Annotated in this window: 17 protein-coding genes; 9 read left to right on the forward strand and 8 right to left on the reverse strand. The window is 41.7% G+C overall.

From position 1 onward, the window contains the following. The first annotated feature begins 57 nt into the window (after window positions 1-57). The 4 genes from AC2IOM_RS08085 to AC2IOM_RS08100 are packed head-to-tail and all read left to right on the forward strand — an operon-like array spanning window position 58 to window position 4682. Window positions 58-1059, forward strand: a complete 1002-nt coding sequence (locus AC2IOM_RS08085; RefSeq protein ID WP_100913887.1) for a Fe(3+) ABC transporter substrate-binding protein — start codon at window positions 58-60, stop codon at window positions 1057-1059. Next, window positions 1059-2705 carry an ABC transporter permease gene (locus AC2IOM_RS08090; protein ID WP_010561732.1) on the forward strand — a complete coding sequence of 549 codons (1647 nt, stop codon included), beginning with the start codon at window positions 1059-1061 and terminating at the stop codon, window positions 2703-2705. The genes AC2IOM_RS08085 and AC2IOM_RS08090 overlap by 1 nt, the downstream gene beginning before the upstream one ends. Beyond that, window positions 2698-3756: an ABC transporter ATP-binding protein gene (locus tag AC2IOM_RS08095; RefSeq protein WP_486358070.1), complete on the forward strand. Its 1059-nt coding sequence runs from the start codon at window positions 2698-2700 to the stop codon at window positions 3754-3756. Before AC2IOM_RS08090 ends, AC2IOM_RS08095 begins: the two co-directional genes overlap by 8 nt. A 14-nt stretch (window positions 3757-3770) precedes the next feature. Next, entirely contained in the window at window positions 3771-4682 is a 912-nt protein-coding gene (locus AC2IOM_RS08100; protein ID WP_105170561.1) for a Dyp-type peroxidase, read from the forward strand. Between the two features lie 40 nt (window positions 4683-4722). On the opposite strand, the gene argR is transcribed toward AC2IOM_RS08100, so the two are convergent. Beyond that, complete coding sequence (gene argR, locus AC2IOM_RS08105) at window positions 4723-5190, reverse strand: transcriptional regulator ArgR (RefSeq protein ID WP_010561729.1); 468 nt, start codon at window positions 5188-5190, stop codon at window positions 4723-4725. A gap of 286 nt (window positions 5191-5476) precedes the next feature. On the opposite strand from argR, the gene mdh reads away from it, so the two are divergent. After that, entirely contained in the window at window positions 5477-6415 is a 939-nt protein-coding gene (mdh, locus tag AC2IOM_RS08110) for a malate dehydrogenase (protein WP_010561728.1), read from the forward strand. 109 nt (window positions 6416-6524) lie between these two features. On the opposite strand, the gene AC2IOM_RS08115 is transcribed toward mdh, so the two are convergent. The 3 genes from AC2IOM_RS08115 to rdgB all read right to left on the reverse strand — a co-directional run bounded on the left by AC2IOM_RS08115 (window position 6525) and on the right by rdgB (window position 10163). Further along, window positions 6525-8351: a DUF885 domain-containing protein gene (locus AC2IOM_RS08115; RefSeq protein WP_486358071.1), complete on the reverse strand. Its 1827-nt coding sequence runs from the start codon at window positions 8349-8351 to the stop codon at window positions 6525-6527. Window positions 8352-8433: 82 nt separating this feature from the next. Beyond that, window positions 8434-9570 carry a radical SAM family heme chaperone HemW gene (gene hemW, locus AC2IOM_RS08120; RefSeq protein ID WP_486358072.1) on the reverse strand — a complete coding sequence of 379 codons (1137 nt, stop codon included), beginning with the start codon at window positions 9568-9570 and terminating at the stop codon, window positions 8434-8436. Continuing rightward, complete coding sequence (gene rdgB, locus AC2IOM_RS08125; RefSeq protein ID WP_105170564.1) at window positions 9570-10163, reverse strand: RdgB/HAM1 family non-canonical purine NTP pyrophosphatase; 594 nt, start codon at window positions 10161-10163, stop codon at window positions 9570-9572. The genes hemW and rdgB overlap by 1 nt, the downstream gene beginning before the upstream one ends. A 204-nt stretch (window positions 10164-10367) precedes the next feature. Between rdgB and AC2IOM_RS08130 the strand changes: the two genes are divergently transcribed. After that, window positions 10368-12047, forward strand: a complete 1680-nt coding sequence (locus tag AC2IOM_RS08130; RefSeq protein WP_010561724.1) for an alkaline phosphatase — start codon at window positions 10368-10370, stop codon at window positions 12045-12047. Window positions 12048-12136: 89 nt separating this feature from the next. Here AC2IOM_RS08130 and AC2IOM_RS08135 read toward each other — a convergent pair whose 3' ends face one another. The 4 genes from AC2IOM_RS08135 to AC2IOM_RS08150 all read right to left on the reverse strand — a co-directional run bounded on the left by AC2IOM_RS08135 (window position 12137) and on the right by AC2IOM_RS08150 (window position 14738). Further along, on the reverse strand, window positions 12137-12577 hold the full coding sequence (locus AC2IOM_RS08135; RefSeq protein WP_486358073.1) for a DUF4426 domain-containing protein: 441 nt from the start codon (window positions 12575-12577) through the stop codon (window positions 12137-12139). Between the two features lie 92 nt (window positions 12578-12669). Continuing rightward, complete coding sequence (locus tag AC2IOM_RS08140; protein WP_486358074.1) at window positions 12670-13206, reverse strand: YggT family protein; 537 nt, start codon at window positions 13204-13206, stop codon at window positions 12670-12672. Continuing rightward, window positions 13206-14027, reverse strand: coding sequence for a pyrroline-5-carboxylate reductase (gene proC, locus AC2IOM_RS08145; protein ID WP_486358075.1), 822 nt, complete (start codon window positions 14025-14027; stop codon window positions 13206-13208). Before proC ends, AC2IOM_RS08140 begins: the two co-directional genes overlap by 1 nt. 24 nt (window positions 14028-14051) lie before the next feature. Next, complete coding sequence (locus tag AC2IOM_RS08150; RefSeq protein WP_486358076.1) at window positions 14052-14738, reverse strand: YggS family pyridoxal phosphate-dependent enzyme; 687 nt, start codon at window positions 14736-14738, stop codon at window positions 14052-14054. Window positions 14739-14775: 37 nt separating this feature from the next. Between AC2IOM_RS08150 and AC2IOM_RS08155 the strand changes: the two genes are divergently transcribed. Genes AC2IOM_RS08155 through AC2IOM_RS08165 form a run of 3 tightly spaced genes read left to right on the forward strand, consistent with a single transcriptional unit; the run spans window position 14776 to window position 17885 of the window. Further along, window positions 14776-15834, forward strand: coding sequence for a type IV pilus twitching motility protein PilT (locus AC2IOM_RS08155; protein ID WP_010561719.1), 1059 nt, complete (start codon window positions 14776-14778; stop codon window positions 15832-15834). A gap of 9 nt (window positions 15835-15843) precedes the next feature. Beyond that, entirely contained in the window at window positions 15844-16974 is a 1131-nt protein-coding gene (locus AC2IOM_RS08160; RefSeq protein ID WP_054979995.1) for a PilT/PilU family type 4a pilus ATPase, read from the forward strand. A gap of 14 nt (window positions 16975-16988) precedes the next feature. Continuing rightward, entirely contained in the window at window positions 16989-17885 is an 897-nt protein-coding gene (locus tag AC2IOM_RS08165) for a hypothetical protein (protein WP_486358077.1), read from the forward strand. Window positions 17886-17890 lie beyond the last annotated feature (5 nt).

Genomic DNA, 17890 nt, shown 5'->3' on the forward strand with positions numbered 1-17890 from the left:
TCAATATCAGATAGATACAATTCAAGTGATAATACTTCTTATTAATGGTTCTAGAATATGAAAAAAGCAATCGCATTACTCGCACTGCTAGCAGCTGGTGAAGTTGCAGCAAAAGATGTTGTTAATATTTACTCTTATCGTCAGGGCTTTTTAATTGAACCTATTCTGCAAGAGTTCACAAAAGAGACAGGTATTGAAACAAAAGTTGTTTTTGCCAAAAAAGGTTTAATTGAAAAACTTAAAAAAGAAGGTAAATACACGAAAGCCGATATGGTGCTTACGTCTAACTTTAGTGCGCTGTTACAGCTTGAAGATGAAGGCTTAGTGCAACCAATTAAAAGTAACGTTATTGAAAAAAATGTACCAAAGCAATTTCGTGATGACGAAGGAAATTGGGTTGCACTGACTAAACGTGTACGTAATGTTTACTCGTCTAAAGAGCGTGTTGGTAAGTTAGACACGTTAACCTATGAAGATCTCGCTAAACCTGAATACAAAGGCAAAATTTGTATGCGTTCAGGTAAGCACCCTTATAACTTGGGCTTAGTTGCTTCTATGATTGCGCATCATGGCGAGGCAGAAGCACGTGCGTGGCTAAAGGGTTTAAAAGCAAACCTAGCTCGTAAGCCACAAGGTAACGACCGTGCACAAGTAAAAGCAGTAAAAGAGGGCTTGTGTGATGTAGCGCTCGGTAACAGTTATTACTTTGGTAAAATGCTGAACGATCCAAAGCAAGTGCCTTGGGCTGAGTCTGTGTACATTAACTTCCCAAATCAGCAAGATCGTGGCTCACATATCAATGTATCTGGTGCGGTTTTAACCAAGCATGGTAAAAATACGACTAACGCATTAAAATTAATCGAATTTATGACTGACAACAAAGCTCAGAATATGTATGCTTCAGTGAATATGGAATATCCGGTAAAGACGGATGTTGAAGTGTCTGAGTTAGTGGCGTCTTGGGGCAAATTTAAGGAAGATGCACTGCCATTAACAAAGGTAAGTGAATACCGTCCATTGGCATTGAAGCTAATCGACGAGGTAAAATTTGATCTTTAATGCGCCTTAATTTTTCACTGTCTAAATGGCAGTTTATTGCTTTCGCGACAGGCTTTTGCCTGTCGCTTCCGTTATTGTTCCTGATTTTTGAATCCTTCCAGCCTGATAAGGAAGTCTTTGAACACTTAAAACAAACAGTATTGTGGGATTACACCTTTAATACCATAGTGTTGATTTTTGGTGTCTGTTTGCTCAGTTGTGTGATTGCGTTGCCACTAGCATGGCTTTGTGCCTACAGCGACTTTCCCGGTAAAAAACATTTTGAGTGGGCATTGATGCTACCACTTGCAATGCCAACTTATATTATCGCCTATATTTATACCGACTTATTTGATTATGCGGGCCCTATTCAGTCATGGTTGCGCGCGGTTTTCGGCTGGCAATCACCGAGTGATTATTGGTTTTTTGATATTCGCACGCTAGGCGGTGCAATCGTAATGATTGCATTAGTACTATACCCATATTTATTTTTGATTTTTAAAACCGCACTTAAAGAGCAATCTTATAAATTAGTTCAGGCCAGCCAAGTAATGGGTTACTCGCCCGTTAAAAGCTTTTTTAAAGTATCGATTCCATTAGGGCGTGGTGCAATTGCTGCGGCATTAGCACTTATTAGCATGGAATCAATGGCAGATTTTGCAACGGTAAATTATTTTGCAGTAAGTACCCTGACAACCGCAGTATACGATACCTGGCTTGGTTACTATTCACTTACTGCGGCAGCGAAAATTTCCGGCATTATGTTGCTGTTTTTGTTTGTCGTGATAGGCGTAGAGAAATTTAGCCGACGCAACCAAGCGGTATTTGAACGTGGTGCAAGTGAGAATAACGGACCACTTTATTACCTATCGGGAAAATCAGCGTGGTTAGCAACAGCATATTGTGCATTAATACTTTTTGCAGGGTTTGTGCTGCCAATTCTTATTTTGATGAGCTACGCAGTGAGCTATTTTAGTGAAGCGTTCAATAGCGATGCGTTTTTATATGCTTGGCAGAGCTTGAAAATAGCGCTAATCGTTAGTTTCGTTTGCGTTGCTTTAAGTGTGCTGGTGAATTTCTATCAACGTTCAAGCTTATCGCGCTGGGCAGGTGTGCCAGGCAAAGTTGCCAGTACTGGTTATGCATTACCTGGCACCGTATTAGCAATAGCAGTGCTACTGCCGCTCACCGCACTTGACCAACAGCTCAATATTTTTGCCGAATCAACACAGTGGTTTGCCGAACCAGGATTGTTGTTTAGTGGTTCTATTTTTGCCTTAATGTTTGCTTACGTTGTGCGCTTTTATGCGATTTCACAAGGTGCCATTGAATCTAGCTATGCGCGTATTTCACCATCGCTCGATATGGCAAGTCATTCAATGGGAGTAAGTGCTGGCAATACCTTGCGCCGAGTCCATATGCCACTGCTTAAGCGCGGTATGCTTACTGCTGGTTTAATTGTATTTATTGAATGTATGAAAGAGTTACCTGCGGCACTGCTATTACGCCCTTTTGACTTTGAAACGCTGGCAACCTATGTTTTCCAATACGTCAGTGATGAGCAACTTGAGCTTGCCTCAGTGTCGGCGTTATTTATCGTACTTGTCGGTTTAATCCCTTTATATTTAGTTAATAACACTATGGAAGCTAAAGCATCTCATGAGTAATTTGTCGATTAACAATTTAGAATATAGCTACAATGGCAAACCGATCTTAAAAGATTTGTCATTGCAGGTAAAAGACAATGAAATTGTGTGTTTACTCGGTGCAAGTGGCTGTGGCAAAACCACTACATTAAAAGCAATTGCTGGCTTGTTGAAACCTAGCAAAGGCGATATTTCTATTGCGCAAGTTGCGGTTAATGGTGATTCGCTTTATGTGCCGCCACAAGAGCGCAATATCGGTATGATGTTTCAAGACTATGCGTTGTTTCCTCATTTAACCGTTGAGCAAAACATTGCGTTTGGCTTACACAAAGAATCCTCGAGTGTACGCAACGAGCGTGTTAAAGAAATGCTGTCACTGATTAAGCTAGAGGCATTCGCCGAGCGATATCCTCACCAATTATCAGGTGGTCAGCAACAGCGCGTGGCCATTGCTCGCGCACTGGCATATAAACCGAGTTTATTATTGCTTGATGAACCATTTTCCAATATCGATCACCAAGTACGCTTTCAATTAATTGATGATATTCGCCGTATTATTAAAGATCAGCAAGTTTCCGCTATTTTTGTAACCCACTCCAAAGAGGAAGCTTTTGCTTTTGCTGATAAATTGGCGATCATGGAAGAGGGCAAAATTGCACAATTAGGCACAGCAGAAGCACTTTATCGCAAACCTGCGACAAAAGGTGTTGCGGCATTTTTAAGTGCTGGTATTTTTATCGATGCAGAAGCGACATCGAGCACTGAATTTAAAACTGAGTTTGGTACGATTACTTCACTTGAACCTGTTACCAATGACCAAGATGAAGTGTCAGGAAAAGGCTGTATATACTTAAAGCCTCAATATTTAACTTTAAGCGAAAACGAACAAGGAGTAGGCGAGTTTGTTGCGAGCCGTTTTGTTGGTAACCGCTATTTATGTCGTGTAAAACTAGGGCAACAAGAACTTGAAATTCCATGCACGCAACATCAGCGCTATGCTTATGGTCAGCGATTAGCTATTGATGTTCGTCCGCATTTGGTTAATTATTTCGCTTATACTAATAACAATTAAGTAGGAAATCCGCTATGCCACAAGCGCAATCAGGAGTTTGTGCTGAAGCCAATTTACATGGTGTGCATTTATTTTTAAATGTATTAGATGGCCAAGAACTCAGCTTGTCGAAAAAATTGGCAAGTATTATTGATATGCAAGAGCGGTTTGATCACGAATTTTCAGAAGCGCTTGTGTCTTGTGTTGTGGCGATAGGTTCGCAATTCTGGCCACATATTTACCCCAGTAAAATGCCAAAAACGTTGGCAGGCTTTCCGCAATTTGAACATATTGAGCATGCTACGCCATCACGTCCAATAGATTTAATGATACAAATTAGGGCAGATCGCCTTGATGTTGTTCATTTGTTTGTGATGGAAGTGATTGAATTACTGAGTGGTGATATTGAGCTGATTGACCAAGTTAAGTGTTTTCATTATTTAGATGGTCGTGACCTAAATGGCTTTATTTATGGTGTTGCCAATCCCCATGGTCGCAAAAAGCAGCTTGTTGCTTTAGTGGGAGAGGAAGACGTTGCATTTTCTGCAGGCAGTTATATTCATGTGCAGCGTTATCGTTATGATTTAAAGGCATGGCAAGAAATCTCAAAAGCTGAACAAGAAATTGTAATGGGCCGAATGGCTAATTCTAACCAAGCGGTTAGCTGCGCTCCGGAAAATAGTCATAGTGCTCGTACAGAGCTTTACGATGACCATGGCAATGCATTATTTTTAAATCAAGGCATGCCATTTGCTGATATTAACCAGCAGGGCTTTTTATTTATTAGCTGTGCAAATAACGGCTATGCCTTTCAAACGCTTCTCAAACACCGTTTAGGCTACATTGATGATAATGGCCCTGATATGTGGCTGGAGTTTGCGAAAAGTGATTTTGGTGCGGCATTTTTTGCACCATCAGTGAATATGCTAAGGGAATTAGCTAGGTAGCAGAGAGTTCATCAATGAGGATGAACTCTCAAAAATAGAGTTACACGTTTTCAAATAAGTTTTTTACGCGTTCAAGCGTGACATCAATTTCTGAAATTTTTGCTGGCGCAATGAAAATCGTGTCATCACCGGCAATAGTGCCTAACACTCCGTCTGCTTTGCCAAGTGAATCAAGCAAACGTGCAATTAGTTGTGCAGCACCTGGGCTGGTACGAATGATGATCATCATTTCGTTATGCATAATATCAATTACCAGTTGGCGCAGCGGGCTCTTCGCTGTCGGTACGCCCATTTCTGCAGGTAAACAATACACCATCTCTTGTTTTGCATTACGTGTACGTACAGCACCAAATTTACTTAACATGCGAGACACTTTGCTCTGACTAATATTGTCAAAACCCATGTCTTTTAAGGCATCAACAATCTCGCCTTGTGAGCCAAAGTTTTCTTCTTTTAAAAGGGCTTTGAACGCTTTAACCAGCGCTTCTTGTTTATCTTGTATTTGCATGTGAACGGGCTGTTTAACCAATTGATGGACGTTACCTTAAATTTTACACAAGTTAGGGTTAAATGCATTAATAAAATCGTCATCTTAAGTCAATTAGAGTTGAATTAATCTCAATGAAAACGCGATTTTTTAATTGATAGCGTTGTCAACTAATCTAGTCGGATAAAGTTTACAACTATGGTCGAGATTTATATAAAAAATACCTGTTTTATTTGTTTTTATGCGCACTTTTCATTATCTTTATGGCACTTTTTTAAATACCTACCTCTAATCACGGAGAATTCACATGAAAGTTGCAGTTTTAGGCGCAGCTGGTGGTATCGGCCAGGCCCTTTCTTTATTACTTAAAACACAATTACCAGCTGGTTCTGAGCTATCGTTATACGATGTAGCGCCAGTTGTTCCAGGTGTTGCTGTTGACCTATCACATATCCCAACTGCAGTTAAAGTTGAAGGTTTTGGTAAAGACGATTTAGATGCAGCACTTGCTGGCGCAGATATCGTAATTATTCCAGCAGGTATGCCGCGTAAGCCGGGTATGGACCGTGCAGACTTATTCAATGTTAATGCAAGCATTGTTAAAACACTTGCTGAAGGCATTGTTAAAAACTGTCCTAAGGCGCTTGTAGGTGTTATTACTAACCCTGTAAACGGCACTGTACCAATCGTTGCTGAAGTATTCAAAAAGGCAGGTACTTACGAAGCTAACCGTGTATTCGGTGTAACAACACTAGACGTTATCCGTTCAGAAGCGTTCATCGCTGAACTTAAGGGCGTAGACGTTGCTTCTGTTAAAGTACCAGTAATCGGTGGTCACTCAGGTACAACTATTCTTCCACTTCTTTCACAAGTTGAAGGTGTTGAGTTCACAGCAGAAGAAGTTGAAGCACTTACTCCACGTATTCAAAACGCGGGTACTGAAGTTGTTAACGCAAAAGCGGGTGGCGGTTCAGCGACACTTTCAATGGGCGCAGCAGCTGCACGTTTCACTCAGTCTTTAGTTAAAGGCTTACAAGGTGAAGAAGGTGTTATCGACTACGCATACGTTGCAATCGACGGTGGTGACGCTGCATACTTCGCACACCCAGTACGTTTAGGCAAAAACGGTGTTGAAGAAATCCTTTCTTACGGTGAGCTTAGCGCATTCGAAGAGAAAGCAAAGAACGACATGCTTGAAACGCTTAACAAAGACATTCAAGAAGGTATCGACTTCATCAACGGTTAATGCCGCGATAAGTTGTTACAGTAAAAAAGGCCGCAATTGCGGCCTTTTTTGTATCTTAATTGATAAAAAATAAAAGGCGCTTTATACGCCTTTTATTTTTTAATGCTTATTAACCTTGTTTGCTTGCAACCCAATCGTTTACAAAGCCTTCAAGAGTATTAAGTGGCACCGGGCCGCTCTTAAGCACTACATCGTGGAATTCACGAATATCGAACTTTTCACCAAGTTGCTTTTTCGCGCTTTCACGTAATTCTACAATCTTGATCATACCGATTTTGTACGCCGTTGCTTGTGATGGCATTACAATGTGACGCTCTACCATCTTAACGCCGTCTGAGGTTGCATTCGGCGTGTTATTTACGTAGTAGTCGATACCTTGTTGACGCGTCCACTTCATCGCGTGAATACCTGTATCTACTACTAAGCGACATGCACGCCATAACTCCATCGCTAAGCGACCAAAGTCTGAGTAAGGGTCTTCGTATAAACCCATTTCTTTAGGCACCATTTCAGAGTATAAACCCCAGCCTTCAACGTATGCTGTGTAACCGCCAAATTTACGGAACTTAGGAACGCCTTCAAGCTCTTGCGCGATAGCAATTTGCATGTGGTGGCCTGGAATACCTTCATGGTAAGCAAGCGCTTCCATTTGGTAAGTTGGCATCGCTTCCATATCGTACAGGTTGGCATAGTAAATACCAGGGCGTGAGCCATCTGGCGCAGGTTGCTGGTAAAATGCTTTACCCGCTGCTTTTTCACGGAATGCTTCAACACGTTTTACAATCATGTCGGCTTTTGGCTTAACGATAAATAACTCATCAAGGCGTGACTTCATGTTATCGATCATTGCTGTCGCATCAGCAAGGTATTTTGCTTTACCTTTTTCCGTGTTTGGCAAGTAGAACTGCTTGTCGGTTTTCATGAACTCCATGAACGCTTTTAAGTCGCCTTTAAAGCCAACTTTATCTTTGATTTCACGCATTTCATCATGAATACGTGCAACTTCAGCTAAACCAATCGCGTGAATTTCTTTTGCCGTAAGATCGGTTGTTGTCGTGCGTGCTAATGCATTGTTGTAGTAAGCCTCACCTTGCGGGAACTTCCAAGCACCATCGCGGTTATCAGCGCGAGATTCTAAACCAATTAAGTAGCTGATAAGCGATTCATAGGCAGGGCCAACCGCTGTTTTAAGCGCATTTGTTGCATCAGTGATAAGAGCGTCTTTTTCATCTTGTGCGATTTCTAACTTTGCCACTTTGCGTTTAAAGTCAGCAAGCAGGGTTGAATCTTCACCACTTGTGAAAGGCGCACCTTTTAAGATGTTTTTGCTTGAATCAATTACATGTGGGAACACGAATTTAGGCGCGATAATGCCTTTTTCAGCACGAGTTTCTAGATCTTTTTCAAGTTGTTCAAATACCGTTGGTACACCATTTAAACGAGAAATATACGCTTTTGCATCACTTAAATCGGCAATTTGATGTTGGTTAATCAAAAATGCAGGGATCATTGAGTGTGTGCCATACATTTGATTTACTGGATACGTGTGGTAGCGCCATTTAAAGTCATCAATGCTTTGTACTAAACGCTGTTCCATTAAGTCATAGCTAACTTGTGTCGTGCTATCTAGCTTGCTGCGGTCAAAAGCGCGCAGCGTTTCAAGGTCTTTTTTCGCAAGCGCTAAATCTTCTAACGCACGTGCTTCAGAACCGTCGTCCCATTTGTCATAGTCTTTTTTGATGCCCATGTAGGTTTGGTAAACAGGGCTGCGCATTACGCCGCGCATAAAAACTTCTTCAAAGAACGCGTTTGCACGTTCGTTTTCTGATTGTTGTTTAACTACTTCAGCAGTTGTATCTTGTGTTGTTGCTGGTGTTTGACAACCAACTAAAAAAACAGAGCTGATTGCTGCTGCAATTAATGAGCGCTTAAGCATTTTGTTTTACCTTTATAGTTATGACTTTATAACGAAGTATTTACTCAACGTTACTGTTTTACAGGGGTCGCTACAAACGACGTTACACAAATAATTGTAACAAGTCATTTAAAAAGCGGTGTCCTTTTGCGGTAACTTGCCAGATATTGTCGTTTTTTTGCATTAATCCTGCAGTAACCGCGTGATTTAAATTAGTTTCAACGTGTTCAAGTGGCAGCCCAGTAAACTCAACAAACTCGTTGATGTTGAATGATTCATGTAGGCGCAAGCGGTTCATGAAATATTCAAAAGGCAGTTCATCATTTGCGACGTGCCAGCTATCAAATAGGTATGGTCTGGTTAAGTCCATATAGCCTTTAGGGTGTTTTACCTTAACAGTGCGTACCAGTTTTTGTGTTGTTAAATCGGTGATTTTGCCATGGGCGCCACAGCCAATACCCAAGTAATCACCAAAACGCCAGTAATTTAAATTATGCTGGCATTGATAACCCGGTTTGGCGTAGCCTGATATTTCATATTGCTCGTAACCTGCATCTGTTAACAGCTGGTGGCCTTGTTCTTGAATCTGCCACAAGGTTTCATCTTCAGGCAGGACAGGCGGCTTTGATGCAAATTGGGTATTTGGCTCAATGGTGAGTTGATACCACGAAATATGAGGCGGATTGAGCGCGATAACTTGTTTAAGATCACTCAGTGCATCATCGATGGATTGATCTGGCAATCCATGCATTAAGTCCATATTAAAACTGTTTAAACCTATGGTCTTTGCCAATTTTGCTGCATTAATTGCTTCATCGGCATTGTGAATACGGCCAAGGCTTTTTAGTTTGTCTTGTTGCAGCGATTGAACACCAATCGAAATACGATTGACGCCAGCGGCGCGGTAACCAATAAAACGCTCAGTTTCAACGGTACCTGGGTTAGCTTCAAGGGTAATTTCTATATCCTTTGCAAATGGTATAAGGCGCTCAACACCTTGCAATAAGTTTGCAATAGCTTTTTCACTAAACAGGCTCGGTGTACCACCACCGATAAATATACTAGTGAGTTTACGGCCTTGTACATATGCAAGGTCGGTTTTTAAATCATCTAGCAAGTGCTGTACGTAAGCTGATTCAGGAATATCTGACTTTACGCCATGACTATTAAAGTCACAGTACGGGCACTTTTGCACACACCAAGGTATGTGTATGTAAAGACTTAATGGTGGCAGTTTCATTAATTAGCCTTGAGCAAGTCGAGCAGTTGATTAAGCGCCTTTCCGCGGTGGCTTAGGCTATTTTTAGTTGCCTTATCCAGCATTGCCGCGCTGCAATTTTTCTCGTGGCTAAAGAATACCGGGTCATAGCCAAAGCCTTGTTCGCCTTGACGCTCAGGTAAAATTTCACCTTGCCATACGCCCTGGCAAATCAGTGGAGTAGGGTCATCAGCGTGGCGCATTAAGACTAATACACACCAAAAACGGGCTGTACGATTCGGATTATCGCCCAGTTCACTTAATAGCTTATCAATGTTATCTGAGTCATTCGCATTAACACCTGCAAATCGTGCTGAGTAAATGCCCGGAGCACCGCCTAGGGCTTCAACTTCAAGACCGGAATCGTCCGCGATTGCCGGTAAGCCGGTAATCTTTGCCGCATGCCTTGCTTTGATTATGGCATTTTCAATAAATGTGGTGCCGGTTTCAGCAACTTCTGGCACATCAAACTCTGATTGTGCGACTACTTCAATATTCAAACTAGCGAGTTTATCCGCAAGCTCAGCAACTTTACCTTGGTTACCCGTTGCCAAAACGATTTTTTCAAATGACATAAAACGAAATTCTTAAAGGAATGATGTTAGTTATTATATCAAGAGCGCACGGGTATTGCTTTGTGGATTTTATGAAATGTTATATTGTTACTTTTCAATAGGTTAGGGTCTGAGCGATTATTCTAAATGCCATAAATATGAAATCTTAGTTTAACAATAGATAAGTAGGCTATCGCAAATTTTAAATCATACGGGTACAAAATAATGAAAAAAACATGTGTCGCCCTAGCAGTTGCTAGCTTACTTATGACGGGTTGTGGTTCTGACGATAAAGAAATCGTAGAAGTAATTAAAGAAGTTGAAGTAATTAAAGAGGTGGAAGTACCTCCAGTAGCGGTTACTGAAGTTAAAAACGTGATTTTAATGATTGGTGACGGTATGGGCCCTCAGCAAGTTGGCTTACTTGAAGAGTATGCACGCCGCGCACCTAATTCAACGTACAGTGCTAAAAATGGTGTGACTGCGTTATCTAACTTTGCCAATCAAGGTGTAATGGGCTTATCTCTTAATGCACCGCATGGTGACAATGGTAAGTTGGTTGTTGACTCAGCGTGTTCTGCAACACAATTAGCAACAGGCTTGGCGGCAGGTTCTGAAATGATTGGCCTTGATGACCAAGGTAATATCGTTGAAACCATTTTAGAAAAAGCGAAAAAAGCAGGTAAAGCAACAGGCTTAGTATCAGATACTCGCATTACCCATGCAACACCAGCGGCATTTGCCGCGCACCAACCACATCGTTCACTTGAACCTGCGATTGCTGAAGAGCTAATCGAAAGTGGTAATGTTGATGTATTACTTTCAGGTGGTGCTCGCGTATTCTTACCGTCTGATATTAAAACAGATGCAGCCGATCGTGACGTTATGAGTGCACTTGGCGCACCTGAGTCGGTGTATAAAAAATCAAAGCGTAGCGACAACCGTAACTTAGTCGTTGAAGCGAAAGAGCAGTTTGGTTATGAACTAGCGTTTGATAAAGCGCAGCTAGCTGCAACAGAAACAACTAAACTACTTGGTTTGTTCGCAAACTCGGGTATGGCTGACGGTATTGCCTACTCAGCATGTAAAGAAGCAAATAACTGTTCTCAGCCATCGCTTAAAGAAATGACTAAAAAGGCACTTGATGTGCTTTCTAAAGATGAAGATGGCTTCTTCCTAATGATTGAAGGTGGTCAGATTGACTGGGCAGGACACGCGAACGATGCGGGTTGGATGCTACATGAACTATTAAAGTTTGATGAAGCGGTAGAAGCGGTTTACGAATGGGTAAAAGATCGTAACGATACGCTGGTTGTTGTAACAGCTGACCATGAAACTGGTAGCTTTGGTTTTAGTTACTCACGTTACAATATGCCTGAAGCAACAACACTTCCTGGCGATGGCATGCAAGGTCGCGACTACAAGCCTAACTTCAACTTTGGTGATTTAAGCCACTTAGAAATGTTGTATAAGCAGTCGGGCACTTTCTACAACATGCTTGATATGGCAAACGCAGATTGGAACTTTGACGCTGCAACAGCAAACGACTGGATGACTGCAATCAATAACTACAGCGCGTATAAAGTGACACTAGAGGAAGCTGAGAAAGTAGGTGAGCGTGAAAACAACCCTTACTATGACCCAGATCACTCTTATCAAAGTGCTGATGTAACGCCAAAGTTTGACGACTTTAACGAGTTTTATGTATACGCAGACGAAGACCACACTGCAAAAATTGGTCGTGCACTTGCTCGTCACCAAAATGTTGTTTGGGGTACAGGTACACATACAGCAGCACCTGTTCCAGTTTATGCCTTTGGTCCTGAAGGTGTAACTAAGCAGTTCTCAACCATGCAACACCATGTTGATATTGGTCAGAAAATGATGGCTGCGCTTGGCTTGTAAACTCGCTTTAAGAGTAACACTAGCCAATAACAAAAAAGCGCCGTAAGGCGCTTTTTTAATGTGTAGACTAATTTGTTTAAGAAAAAATATTAATCAACATAAAATTTTTGTTGAAAGCTGAGTACTTCGCTTTTATTTTGCCCTTTAATATCAAGCTTAAAGCGGTACAGCTCTTCATTGCTGTAGCCAAGTTCTGCAATATAGTAAATTGCATCACCATCGATGATTTCTTTAAATGTGAGCGTTTCATTGTGACCAAGTAAGTTTTTGGCAGTGCCTGAAATAGCTACTTTTTGTGCTTTTTTCGTTGCTTTATCCAATACTGAAATATTGATAACCGCATTGTAGTTACTGCGCTCAATACCATAGTGTTGTGCTATTTTTGGTTGCAATACAGTTGATGGAAAAGCAATGTAATGCACTTGCCAGTTACCAAGCTCTTTGTATTGACCACCTTGCTCGGTATTCGCTAAAACGCTTGTTGTCATAAATGCACAAAATGCTAAACAAAGTGAAATTAGGGTTTTCATAATCCGCCCCTTAAATTAAGTATTAATATTAGTATAGATGACAAAAAAGCCGCATTCTGCGGCTTTTTTATTCTACCTGAATTTATTCGCTTTTATCTAAATAAATCAAGGAATAAGATCTGCAGAAACTGTAAGCCAATAATCAGCACCAAGATTGATAAATCTAACCCGCCAATTGGTGGAATGATTTTTCTAATCGGGCGTAGCATTGGCTCAGTGAGTTGATGGAAAATCGCTTCGATTGGGTTATACCCTTGGCTTACCCAGCTTAAAATTGCTCGGATAATTAGTACCCAAAAGGCCAAGTTTAAACCTTCTTTGATCACAGTAATTAAACTGCCAACCAATACGGTAACAGGTTCAATTCCACCAAAGAACAGCAGTGAAATGGTCACTATTTTGAGCGCGGCGACAATCAGTGCAAGCACTAATGAGGCAAGATCAAAACCGCCAAGTCCAGGAATTACCTTGCGAATTGGGTTAAGTAAAGGGCTGGTGGCTTTTACTACAAACTGGCTGAGCGGATTATAGAAATCAGCGCGCGCGGATTGTAGCCAAAAGCGCAGTAATACAACCATCAAGTACAAGTCAAAAACGACTTCAACTAAAAATCGAAACGCGTCATTCATTAAAATTCTTGCTCCATTTGTTGTGCGCGTGCGATACACGCATCCATCGCATCGGCGACAGTTTGCGTTAAGTTCTGCTGCTCTAAATGCGCAATTGCAGCGGCAGTTGTACCGCCTTTTGAAGTAACATTAGCACGTAACTGACTGATTGATAAGTCAGGCGATTTTGCCACCATATCGCTGGCACCTACAGCCACTTGCTGTACCAGTTCTCTTGCTTGTTCAGCGTTAAAACCGAGCTCTTTTGCTTTTTGTTCAATCGCTTCTAAGAACAAAAATACATACGCAGGAGATGAACCCGTTACCGCAATAATATCGTTAATTTGGTCTTCTTCTGAAAGCCAAGTAACAATACCTGTTGCACTAAATACCTCGGTAGCAAATTGTTTTTCTTGCTCACTGGTATTATTGCTGAACAAGCCGCTTACGCCTTTGCTTTGTAAGCTAGGGGTATTTGGCATACAGCGGATCATCTTAACCGGGTGGTCTAGCATTTCTTGTAAACGCGCCACTTTAATGCCCGCCGCAACGGAAATAAACACTTTGCCTTGGTAGGCGATACCTGAATCTTTAATGGTTTGGCATAGGTCTGCCATCATTTGCGGTTTAACCGAGAGTACAACGTAATCGGCCTGATCGATTGCTTTTATGTTGTCGTTAGTTACTTGAATACCAAAGTCATTGCCAACTTTGGCAAGTTTTTCTGCATTGCGATTGGTTGCGATAATATTGTTTGGGGCAAAGCCGCCATTGATTAATCCGCCAATAATGGCGTAACTCATATTACCGGTACCAATAAATGCAATGGTGTTTTGTGACATAGGAACTCTCTTTTTGGTTAATCGTTAGTTTCTTGGGCCAAAGATATCGGTGCCAATACGCACCATAGTGCTGCCTTGACTTATTGCTGCTTCAACATCGTTACTCATGCCCATTGAAAGCGTATCTATACTATCATATTGGGATTTCAATTGATTAAAACAAGTTTGCAGTTTGGCAAAGCTGTGTTGTTGCTCGTTTAGTGAATCGCTTTTTTTAGGAATGGCCATAACACCACGCAATACCAAGTTGTCAGATGTTGCAATGTACTGAGCTAAGGCATCCACTTCTGACAGCGAACAGCCAGACTTGCTCTGCTCATCATCAATATTAATTTGTATAAGCACATTTAATTTAGCGCGTTCAGCGGGGCGTTGTTCATTTAGGCGTCTGGCTATTTTAATGCGGTCGACACTTTGCACCCAGTCAAAATGAGCCGCTACTTGCGCGCTTTTATTTGATTGAATAGGGCCGATAAAGTGCCATTCAATGTCGTTCAAATCGGATAGTTCAGCGATTTTATCGACCGCTTCTTGCGCGTAAGATTCGCCAAATTGACGTTGGCCAGCTTGGTAGGCCTCTCGTATTAAAGTGCTAGGCTTTGTCTTGCTGACCGCCAATAAAGCCACTTTTTGCCCTAAAATGTGAGAATTTTTTATCGCTTTTGCGATTCTGTCATAGGCTATTTTAAGTCGTTCTGCTATTGTAATCATATAATTATTCAAATAAGTAACTTAGTGGAGCAATCCAATGGACATTACTGAATTACTGGCATTCAGTGTGCAACATAATGCATCAGATTTACACTTATCATCAGGTGTTTCACCTATGATCCGCGTTGATGGCGACGTTCGAAGAATCAATATCCCCGCACTTGGACCAAAAGACGTAAACGGCTTAGTGTATGATATTATGAATGATAAGCAGCGAAAAGAATACGAAGAAAACTTAGAATGTGACTTTTCTTTCGAAGTGCCAAACCTAGCGCGTTTCCGTGTTAATGCCTTTAATTCTAACCGTGGTCCAGCCGCGGTATTTCGTACCATCCCAAGCACCGTTTTAACCCTTGATGACTTAGGCTGTCCTGAAATATTCAAAGATATTTCCAATAACCCGCGTGGCTTAGTGTTGGTAACGGGACCGACAGGTTCGGGTAAATCAACAACGCTTGCAGCGATGATTGATTATATTAATTCGCATAAGCATCACCATGTTCTGACTATTGAAGACCCTATCGAATTCGTACACGACAATAAGCAAAGCTTAATTAACCAACGTGAAGTACACCGTGATACGCACAGCTTTAATAACGCACTTCGCTCGGCGCTTCGTGAAGATCCAGATGTTATTCTGGTCGGTGAATTACGTGACCTCGAAACCATTCGACTTGCAATGACCGCGGCAGAAACCGGTCACTTAGTATTTGGCACCTTGCACACCACCTCAGCACCAAAAACCATTGACCGTATTATCGACGTATTCCCGGGTGAAGAAAAAGACATGGTACGTTCAATGCTATCTGAATCATTACGTGCTGTAATTTCACAAACACTCGTGAAAAAAGTAGGTGGCGGACGAATCGCAGCACACGAAATCATGATAGGTACACCAGCAATTCGTAACCTTATTCGTGAAGATAAAATTGCGCAAATGTATTCATCGCTACAAACCGGTGCATCGCACGGCATGCAGACGATGGATCAGTGTTTAGGTAACTTGCTAAATCGCGGCTTAATTACACAGCAAGATGCATATGCAAAAGCCCACGATAAGAGCAACTTTGGCGCAGCAGGCGCACGATCTTACTAGGGGTAAATTATGCACGGCTTAGATCATTTTTTAAAACAAATGGTAGAGAGTGAAGCATCGGATTTATTCGTGTCTACATTCTTGCCTGTAAGTGTAAAAGTTAATGGCGAACTTCGTCCGATTGGTCATTCAGATTTAACTGAAGAAGAAGCGTTAGAGCTCGTTGAATCGGCAATGACCGACAAGCAGAAAACCGAATTTCATGAAACCAAAGAATGCAACTTTGCGATCGCACGTGATTCGGGTCGTTTCCGTGTTTCGGCTTTTTGGCAGCGCGACAAAGCGGGCATGGTTGTTCGTCGTATCGTAACCACCATTCCGGAAGTACACGACCTTGGCTTACCACCGGTTTTAACCGATGTGATAATGTCAAAACGTGGCTTAGTCCTGTTTGTGGGTGGTACGGGTACCGGTAAATCAACTTCACTTGCGGCACTGTTAGGGTATCGTAACCGCAACCAGCGTGGTCATATCTTAACTATTGAGGACCCGATTGAATTTGTTCACGAACATCAAAAGAGTATTGTAACGCAACGTGAAGTGGGACTGGATACTGAAAGTTTCGAATCGGCGCTAAAGAGCTCTTTACGTCAGGCGCCTGATGTAATTTTGATTGGTGAGATCCGCTCGCAAGAAACCATGGAATATGCGCTTTCATTTGCTGAAACAGGTCACTTGTGTGTGGCTACACTGCACGCAAACAACGCGAACCAAGCAATCGACCGTATTATGCACTTAGTGCCAAAAGAAAAGCACGATAAGTTAAAGTACGATTTAGCACTTAACTTACGTGCTATTGTTGCACAGCAACTTGTGCCGACCAGTGATGGTCATGGTCGTGCAGCAGCTATTGAAATATTGCTTAACTCGCCAATGGTGGCAGAACTAATTAAACGCGGTGAAGTAGGGGCTATTAAAGAAACCATGTCTAAATCGCGCGAAATGGGTATGCAAACCTTTGACCAAGCGCTCTTTGACCTTTACCAGCAGCATCGCATTAATTATGCCGACGCACTACACCATGCTGATTCACCGAACGATCTGCGCTTAATGATTAAATTACGCAACAATGAGCAACAAGGTGCAGGTTTTTTACAAGGTGTTACGGTTGATGGCCTTGATGGAGATAAAAACCAGTAGTAAGTGATACGCTTATGTTGAAGTTAAGTCGTTTTAAAATTTGTTTTTGTGTATTAGCGAGTATGTTATTTGGTTTTGCGGCGAACGCTGCGAATTCAAGTAACACCGTTGATATGTATATTCGCGATGATGTGTATGTTGATTTTCAGGCTTTTCTAGCTGGACGTGATGTACATCAGATTACCTCGTTTAGCGGTTATCGCATGCGTCGCGACGTAGTGGATATGGTGCTTGCATTGCAAGCATTAAAACTCGGTGGTTTTGATAAAACGTTTAACTATCAAGTGGGTAAAGTAACGCTGCGCAACACCAATATTTTAGAGCGTGGTAAGCAATTACTTAGCTTCGACACTTACTGGTACGCAGATGCAGAAAAAATAGCAGAGCACGCTTATATTTCTGCAGCTGTGTTTAACAAAGGTGAGTACCTAGCAGGCGTATTCGCTCATCCTGAAAACCGAAAAGTCTTTGCAATTGACAGCCTAGATGATTTTTCTCAATTCACATCGATTTCCACTCCCCGTTGGCACGCTGATTGGCAAACTCTTAAAAGCTTAAAGTTAAAAAAGCTGTACAAAGATGATGAATGGTTACAACAAATTCGTGCAGTTGATAAAAAGTGGGCGGATTTTGTTTTGTTGCCGTTTATGCCTGCTGTTAACAACCACTACAAGTTGCATTCGTTAGAGTTACTAGCTGTGCCGGGCATTGCACTTACATTTGATGATAGTCGTCATTATGTGGTGAGCAAAACCCACCCTGACGGTAAGGCGGCGTTTGACGCGTTACAAAAAGGGTTAGCAATACTCGCAGCGCAAAAACGCATTAAATCGGCATATATTGAAGCGGGTTTTATTCCTGAAAAGGGCAGTGTGAAAGTGCTAAATAGTGAGTTAATTAGTAAAGACTAAGCGAG

Source organism: Pseudoalteromonas sp. NS-SX12 (genome assembly GCF_057367955.1).